This window comes from Streptomyces sp. ADI95-17 (genome assembly GCF_003846175.1).
Classification (GTDB): domain Bacteria; phylum Actinomycetota; class Actinomycetes; order Streptomycetales; family Streptomycetaceae; genus Streptomyces; species Streptomyces sanglieri.
Map to the genome: position 1 here is coordinate 936,727 of NZ_ML123047.1, position 3,886 is coordinate 940,612.

Sequence of the window (3,886 nt, forward strand, 5' to 3'; positions counted from 1 at the left end):
GAGCCCCGCGAGTTCGCGAAAACTGAAGGGTTCTCGGCGGGAACCCGAGGGTCTGTCGCCGTGCCTCGCGACGTCGGATCCGTGGGTTCGTGGTGAAGTCGCGGGGCCAGTACGACGGCGGCGGGTGGACATAGCCAGGTTGGGCCCCGCAGTCAGGACTGGTCGGGGTGACTGAGTCGCGCCGTCTCTCCGCCGAAGGGTAGGTGCGTGACTCGGCTGGTGAGGAGCCAGGTGTCCTCGACCTTCCGGAACGTGTCCTCGTAGTGGCCCACGTTCGCGGGGAGCCTCGGGGGCACCATGCCATCGGTATAGCCGTCGACCCGGTAAGTGGCAAAGTAAGAGGTAGCGGTGGCTGCCAATGCAGAATCCACCGTGACCAAGATGTTCGTAGACATGCGGCGTGACAGCCGGTCCTTGGGTCGCGAACCGAAGTAGCTGCGGAGCGCCTCACGCCCTTCCACCCTGCGGTCGCCATGAGGCCACTCCCACACCCCGTCAGGTGTGAAGAGGTCCGCGACACTGCTCGGATCTCCCAGGTCAAGGCGGCGCACGAACTCGACGATCAGACGCTCGCAGGCTCGCTCGGCGAAGAGACGTTCCATCGGGTCAAGGGCTTCAGTCGACATCATCAATTGCTACCAGCCCTCTATGGGGCACCGCGATAGCTTTTTGGCTCCCGATTCCCGGCGTGAACGCGACGCCATCTTCGACGTGGCACGCCAGTCAGAGCCGCTCGACGGGTCGCTCCAGGAGTCGGCGGGCGGAGTCCGCGTAGCGCATCGCGGTCTTCTCATCGAGCCCGAAAACCTCGGCAAGGTGGAGCGGGTCGGGGCCTCGGACCATGGCCTCTTCAAGCTGCCGGTCGACACGTAGCCGCTCCAGGGTCGCCGTCTGCCCGCGCATCGCAGCACTGATCCAATGGTTGCTGGCTCGGCTGGTCTTGGTGGCGGTCTGGTTGTTGATCAGCAGATGGAGGTTCGCGGTGTTCGGCCATCGGCTCCGCCGGTGCTCCAGCCAGTCCAGCAGCAGCTTCAGGGTGAGGTCGTCGAGCCGGCGTACTCGTCCGGCGATGGTCAGTCGTCGGTTGCCGATGTCGACATCGTCGAGCTTGAGGGTGCCGATCTGGGCGACCCGGGCAGCGTGGACGGCGGCGAGGGCGAGGATGAGCCGTGTCGCCGGGGTGGTGGCCGCCGCGACGGACCGGTCGACCTGGTCCGGGGCGAGCGGCTGCAGCACGGCGTACTCGTACTGCCCGACCTTGATCCGGCTGGTGGGGTTGCGGAAGATGAGCCCGGACCGCTTGGCCCAGGCGAACAGCGAGCGCAGGGCGACGAGTTGATCGTGGCGCTGATGGCCGTGCAGCGTCTTGAGATGGGCCAAGACGTCCTCGCGGGTCACCTCTCGCAGGTGGTCGTAGCGGTGCGACCACTCCAGCAGGGCCGGGCGGACCCGGTTGAGGTAGAGCCAGACCGTGCCCGGCTGGCGCGGGAGACTGCGGGGGCCGCCATCGCGCAGGATCCGCGTCCAGAGCTCGGCCTCCGAACGGATGCCGGGGGCGAGACCCTCCAGTCTCCCGGCGAGCCAGCGTTCGAAGGAGGGTTCGCTGTCGTCCTGGAAGATGCCCATCTCTTCCAGGACCGTGACGGTGTGGACGACCGGCAGATCGAGAGCCCGGAGCGGGGCGAAGATCTCGCTGTGTCGGACGACGTCGCCCTCGACGTAACCGGTGAGAACCAAGGCCAGGCCGCGGTTGACGGCGAAGCGGATGTTGCGGCCCCAGCCCCGGGCCTCGGCGAGCTGGTGTGCAAGGTACTTCGCCCAGGTCAGCCAGGGGCTGGCCAGGTCGGCGTCGGCCAGGGCGAGTCGGCCGTAGTCACGCGGGATCTGCTCGAACAGCGGCAGCTGCCGCCAGCCGGGATCCGGACGCCAGGCCAGTGCGGGCGGCGGCTTGCGAGGGGCGCCCCGCCGTCCTCCGCGCCGCCGGATGGGTGCCGATCCGTTGCGGTGATGCATGCCCATGAAGAACAGCTGATGGTGCCGGACGGCGCCGAGCCGTACTCTCACGTCCGCCTCGTCCGACAGATGGCCGACGACGGTCTTGGCGCCGTGGCGAGCCTGGCACCAGCACAGACGGCAGTAACCCCACTTCACTGGCTGGATGCGGCGGCAGCCGGCACAGGCGGCCGTGTCATGGCTCCGGCCGAACATGTAGCACGCCGGGCAGAGGCTGCCGCTGAAGTTCCCCCAGGCCAGGCAGCCGTCACAGCTGGTCGCGGGCTTGCGATAGCCCTTGCGTGGACTCACCGCGTCACATCGGCGGCAGCGACCGGCCGTCCCGGCGTTTCGGGATCACGGCTGGTGCGACAGTCCCCGCACCGACCGCCGCTCGCTCCGTCTCCCCGGCCTGGCCTGGGCGGCTGATCTTCTCCGGCTCGGGGATCAGCAGGTCGCCGATGTCGCAGCCAAGGACGACGCAGATGACGTCCAGGTCCTCCAGCTTGAGGGAGACCGGCTGACCGGACCACAGCCCGGACATCTTCCCCGCCGAGATCACCAACCCGTGCTCGGCAAGGCTCCGTTGGAGCTCGGACGCCTTCCAGATACCCTTGTTCGCGGCCGTCAGCCGCAGGTTCCATCTCATCGGATCAGCCCTTCCAGCCGCTTCGCGGCCCGCTCGGTCCCGGCGGCCCAGGCGTCCTCGACCCGGGTCTGCTGGACATGGACGTATCGCATCGTCGTAGCGATCCAGGAATGTCCCAAGACCTCCTGAATCGCGAGCAAGTCCAGCCCGTTCTCATAGAGCTGGGACGCGCAGAAATGCCGCAGGACATGCGGGGTGAGCCGCTCTCCCCACCCCGGCAGATGCGCTTTGGCGGCGTCCTTGAGCCCATTCCGCAGGGCGTCGTCGCCCACCCTGCGGGCCGTGCCGTCGGCGTTCTTGCGCTCGGAGGGGAACAGTGGGGCACCGGGGCGGGTGTGGTCGTCGTCGAACTGGCCCCACACATCCTCGATGAACCACCGCAGCGTCCGGTCGGCGCCGTTGATCAGCGGCACCATCCGCTCCCGTGGACCCGAGCCGCGGGCGCCCTTGCCGTGGCGGACGTGGAGCTTGCCGAAGCGGCCCAGATGCCACTTGATGTCGTCCAGGTCCAGCCCGCATGCCTCGCTGACCCGCAGGCCGACCTGCGACATCAGCTTCGCCGCGGTGTAGTTCCGGGCGGTCGGCGTGAACTTGCGACAAGTCGCCAGCTCGCCGCCCCAGCCGGTGAACAGGGTCCCGACCTCCGGTTCGGTCGGCGGGATCCGCAGCTGTGCGTCCTTGGCCCCGCGAGGCCGGTTCATCTCATCGATCGGGCACTCGACGACCCGGCCGGTCATCCTGTGCAGCTCGACCTTGTGCCGCAGCTCCAGGAACATGAAGTACGTGGTCAGCGCCTGCGACCGGGCGAGGCGGGTACCGCTGGGCGAGTTCCGCAGCACCTTCCCGAAGTACGCGTCGGCGTCGGCGGGCTCCATGTCCCACAACGGCCGGCCGAACCACGTGCGGATCTGCTCCAGGTGTCCGACGTCGCCGCGGATGGTGCCGTCCGCCAGGCCCGCCGACGCTCGCGCGAGGACGAACCCGGACAGCACGTCAGTCTCGAACCGCTCCAGCTCCTCCGCCGACGCGGGGGCCCAGTGCTCACGAAGGTCTCGTACGACCGCCAGCGCCAACCCGAGCCTCCTCGCCTTCGGTCCGACTGCGGATCGGTCGGACGAGGTGAGAACGCTTCAAGAATCCCGAAGTTACGTCACAAGGTCATAGAGCACTCTAAGGAGGAAGAACCCGCTGGCCACGGGGTCAGGGACTCAGCGGGCCTCAGGGGAACTCGCGGGATGTCGCACA

The 3,886-nt window shown here is 68.3% G+C and carries 4 protein-coding genes; all 4 read right to left on the minus strand.

Going from position 1 to position 3,886, the window contains the following annotated elements; translation table 11 throughout:
• Positions 1–152: 152 nt before the first annotated feature.
• Positions 153–626 (minus strand): nuclear transport factor 2 family protein, encoded by a 474-nt coding sequence (locus EES42_RS23190; protein WP_124720120.1) that lies wholly within the window; start codon positions 624–626, stop codon positions 153–155.
• A 97-nt stretch (positions 627–723) separates the two neighbouring features.
• The gene (locus tag EES42_RS23195; protein ID WP_124720121.1) at positions 724–2,304 is read right to left on the minus strand and encodes a site-specific integrase; all 1,581 of its coding nucleotides are present in this window, start codon (positions 2,302–2,304) and stop codon (positions 724–726) included.
• Between the two features lie 4 nt (positions 2,305–2,308).
• A complete protein-coding gene (locus EES42_RS23200; protein ID WP_124720122.1) occupies positions 2,309–2,641 on the minus strand; it encodes a helix-turn-helix domain-containing protein in 333 nt (110 codons plus the stop codon).
• On the minus strand, positions 2,638–3,714 hold the full coding sequence (locus EES42_RS23205; protein ID WP_124720123.1) for a tyrosine-type recombinase/integrase: 1,077 nt from the start codon (positions 3,712–3,714) through the stop codon (positions 2,638–2,640). Before EES42_RS23205 ends, EES42_RS23200 begins: the two co-directional genes overlap by 4 nt.
• Between the last annotated feature and the right edge of the window lie 172 nt (positions 3,715–3,886).

What these genes read in the sequence shown, in the direction of transcription:
- EES42_RS23200 (WP_124720122.1), bottom strand. Translation starts at nt 2,641, where the DNA reads ATGAGATGGAACCTGCGGCTGACGGCCGCGAACAAGGGTATCTGGAAG.
- EES42_RS23190 (WP_124720120.1), bottom strand. Translation starts at nt 626, where the DNA reads ATGTCGACTGAAGCCCTTGACCCGATGGAACGTCTCTTCGCCGAGCGA.